This window comes from Exiguobacterium sp. A1_3_1, assembly GCF_048985645.1.
In the GTDB taxonomy this organism is placed as follows: Bacteria; Bacillota; Bacilli; order Exiguobacteriales; family Exiguobacteriaceae; genus Exiguobacterium_A; species Exiguobacterium_A indicum.
Genome location: NZ_WBYY01000244.1, coordinates 1 through 3603 on the forward strand (window position 1 = coordinate 1; position 3603 = coordinate 3603).

The following is a 3603-nucleotide window of genomic DNA, read 5'->3' on the forward strand; positions in this document are numbered from 1 at the left end:
ATGTGACCTTGATCGGTGGAAAAAATGGTGCTGGTAAAACAACATTTTTATCGGCAATGAAATTAGGACTTTTTGGACCACTTGCTTATGATATGAAAACTGCTTCATCAACATATTTTAAAAAAATTAAAGGTCTAATGAATCACGATGAATTAGAGAAAATAGAGGGACTAAAAATTTCAGTGCCATGGTTCAAAATTGATTTAACTTTTGAACAAGTGGAGTCCTCTGTCAGAGAGGAAATTCGTTTCGTAAGAGAGTGGAACTTCACAGAAACAGGTGGGAAAGAATTTTTTTCGATTTATAAAGATGGTTCAAGTTTACCTGTAAGTGATGAAAAAAGAGATTTGATTTTTAATCGTTTTTGCGAATCACTGCCTCCCTATCTATACGATGTTTGTTTATTTGATGGAGAAGAAATTAATCGGATTATCCAACAAGATGAGTTATCGAATCATCTTGAGAGACTAATAAAAAGTGCTTTGAAGTTAGAGGTGCCAGTTTTGTTAGAGGATACGATTAATCGTGTAATCAGTGATGAAACTAAGAGTACAATCGATACGAATAAACAAAGAAAATTTGAAGATCTAAAGGGAAAACTAAATCACTTTATTCAAGAAGATGATAGATTGCAAAAACGATATGATGAGCTATCTATTGATTTAGAAGAACTTAAGTTAACGATGAATGCACAGAAAAGTGAACTGAAGTCCTTCGGAGGTTTATTGAAAGAAGAAGAAGATCAGTTAAAGAGTCAACTAAATGAGTTGGAACGTAAGAAAAAAGAAAATAAAACGAGTGTTCAAGATCTGATCAATGGTAGCTTGCCCTTTTTACTGAATCGAGATTTGATTGGAACAGTAAGAGAACAGTTAAAAGGAGAAAAGTTAATTGAAAGTATTGACGATGTGAAACGAGAGTTACTTGAAGAGTTAGCCAGTGAACTTTCCAATCGTATTTCAACAAGTCCAAAAGAGTTAGAACAAGCGTTAGAAGACTCTTTGGTCTCTATTCAACCAAAGGGTCAAGCAACCATCCATCGTGCTTCTTTTAGTGAAAAAGCTCAAATTGAGTCCTTATTTGAAATGACAAAAGGTATTGATCTTTCGTATTACAAACAAAAAATAAGTGATCAACAAGAGATGGATGAAGAAATTAAATTAATTAAACAAAAACTCACTGTTCAAAGTGATAGTGTTGAAGATTTTATGGGCATGCTAACTCAGCTTGAACAGTTACAAGCAAATATCGCTGAAAAGAATCAAGAACTAAAAACAACAACGAAACAATGGGGAAGCGTTCAAGAAGAGCGAATGAAATTACAAGAAGAATTTGAACAATTGAGAGAAGAAATTGATAGAGAAGCAAACCAATCTAGTAGCGTCATGCATAATGCAACTGCTATGAGAGCTCTTTTACTGGAGTTCCAAAATCAACAACAACAAAAAGGAATTCAGCTCATCGAAAAACAAGCCTTAAAAATGATTAATCGTCTTTTTCGAAAAAGAGGATATCTTCACCGTTTGGTGATCAATTCAGAAACCTATGAAGTTACTCTATACGCAGAAGATCAAAAAAGAATTCCACAATCAACGCTTTCTGCAGGAGAAAAACAATTGTTACTGATGTCTCTTGTTTGGGCAGTGTTTGATGTTTCAGGAAATAAGTTGCCATTTATTTTTGATACACTTTTAGGAAGATTAGACGTTAAGCATCGCGAAAACTTACTGACAGAACTTATTCCTGCCTTTGGTGAACAAGTATTAATTCTCTCAACGGATTCTGAAGTGACTGAAGCAAATTACAATTTGTTGAAGCCTTTTATAAATAAAGAATACAGTTTGAACTTTGATACAGCAGAACGTTCAATTAAGGTTGTTCCAAGTTACTTCCGCTTTAATGAAACGGAGAAAATATCATGAATCATCGCTTAAAACTATCTAATTCGACGTTAGAAATATTTCAACAACTACAGGCGAGTACAAATATAACGCCAAACGTTTTAGCAAGAATAGCAGTTGCATTTTCACTCAAAGATAAAGAAATGCCTACAGTAAATAATAATGATATTTCTAATTTTGAAATTTCAAGAGCAACATTAACTGGGGAAAATGATTTTTCGTACAAGGCAATGATTTTACAACATGCACGCAAATCAATTGACGAAGAAAGTTACTTTCCAGATCTTTTTAATGCTCATATTGATCGTGGTGCAAAGGAACTATTTAAAATTTATCAATACTCAGGAAATCCACAGAAATTTTGGATGAAGATTTTAGAAACTGAGTAAGTTGGGAGGATAGTATGCTGTATCTAGATAACAGTGCGACAACGCCAACGCACCAGGAAGTAGTAGATGCAATGTTACCTTATTGGACAGATATTTTTGGTAATCCATCAAGCAAGTACTATTCTCAAGCTGTTGATGCAAAAGTAGCAGTGGATCACGCTAGACAAGCTGTAGCGACATTAGTAAACAGTAAGGCAGACGAAGTAATTTTTACGAGTGGAGCCACTGAAAGCAACAATTTTCTATTAAAGGGAATTGCAATGTCACATTCTAATAAAGGTAAGCGAATCATCTCTAGTACTGTAGAGCATCCTTCAGTACTAGAGACACTCCGCTATCTCGAAACTCAAGGGTTTGATGTTGTATATCTTTCGGTAGATTCATTTGGAAGAATTGGTTTGGCGGAATTAGAAAAAGCTCTTTCAGAGCAACCAACTCTTCTTGTTTCACTCCTTTGGGGAAACAATGAACTAGGTTCATTGAATCCAATTAAAGAGGCATCTGAATTAGCTCATAAATATAATGCATTTTTTCATTCTGATGCGACGCAAGTAATTGGGAAAGTACCTGTGGATTTAGAAAATCTTCCTTACGTTCAATTGGTATCCGTATCTGCGCACAAGTTTTATGGTCCTAAAGGAATCGGTGCGGCAATCGTTCGTAAAGATGAAATGGGCTTATCATTAAAAATTACTCCTCTTTTACACGGGGGAGCTCAGGAGAATGGATATCGAAGCGGGACTCACGCAGTTCCATTAATTGTCGGTATGGGAAAAGCAGCTGAGATAGCTTATTCAAAATTGAATGAACATCGTCAACATTTACTAACGCTTGAATCTAAACTTAAGCAGCTATTAATGCAACAGTTTGGTGATGTTATTCAGTTCAATAATGATGAAAGTAACAAGATTCCAGGTATCCTAAGTGTTCAATTCAAAGGCTTAAATAATGAGATTCTTTGTAAAGAACTAGCACCTGTTATGGCAGTATCTACTGGATCTGCCTGTAGTTCTAGTAAACCAAGTCATGTGTTACAAGAAATCGGATGTACGATGGAACAACTTCGATCAACTATACGTTTCTCTCTTTCGCCATATCAATCGGAAAAAGAACTAGATATTTTTTTAGAGTTGTAAAAAGTAAATCAGCATCGGGTATCCGATGCTGATTTTTTTAAGGCGTATAAAGAGATTCTATTAAATCTTCTTTTTTGATATCACTTGTAATTTTATCGATTTGCTCTTTGATTTGCTGAATTGGTTGAAGAATACCTCTAATTCCGAAGGCTTCTGGTAAATGAACCAGTGTATAGT

General features: G+C 34.8%; 3 protein-coding genes. All 3 read left to right on the forward strand.

Annotation, left to right across the window (positions count from 1 at the left end; genetic code table 11):
* A partial coding sequence (gene dndD / locus F8N00_RS17030; protein ID WP_421018649.1) for a DNA sulfur modification protein DndD occupies window positions 1–1922 on the forward strand: 1922 nt, incomplete at its 5' end.
* A complete protein-coding gene (locus F8N00_RS17035; RefSeq protein ID WP_075642724.1) occupies window positions 1919–2290 on the forward strand; it encodes a DndE family protein in 372 nt (123 codons plus the stop codon). The genes dndD and F8N00_RS17035, both read left to right, overlap by 4 nt.
* Window positions 2291–2304: 14 nt before the next feature.
* Window positions 2305–3426, forward strand: coding sequence for a cysteine desulfurase family protein (locus F8N00_RS17040; protein ID WP_075642723.1), 1122 nt, complete (start codon window positions 2305–2307; stop codon window positions 3424–3426).
* Window positions 3427–3603 lie beyond the last annotated feature (177 nt).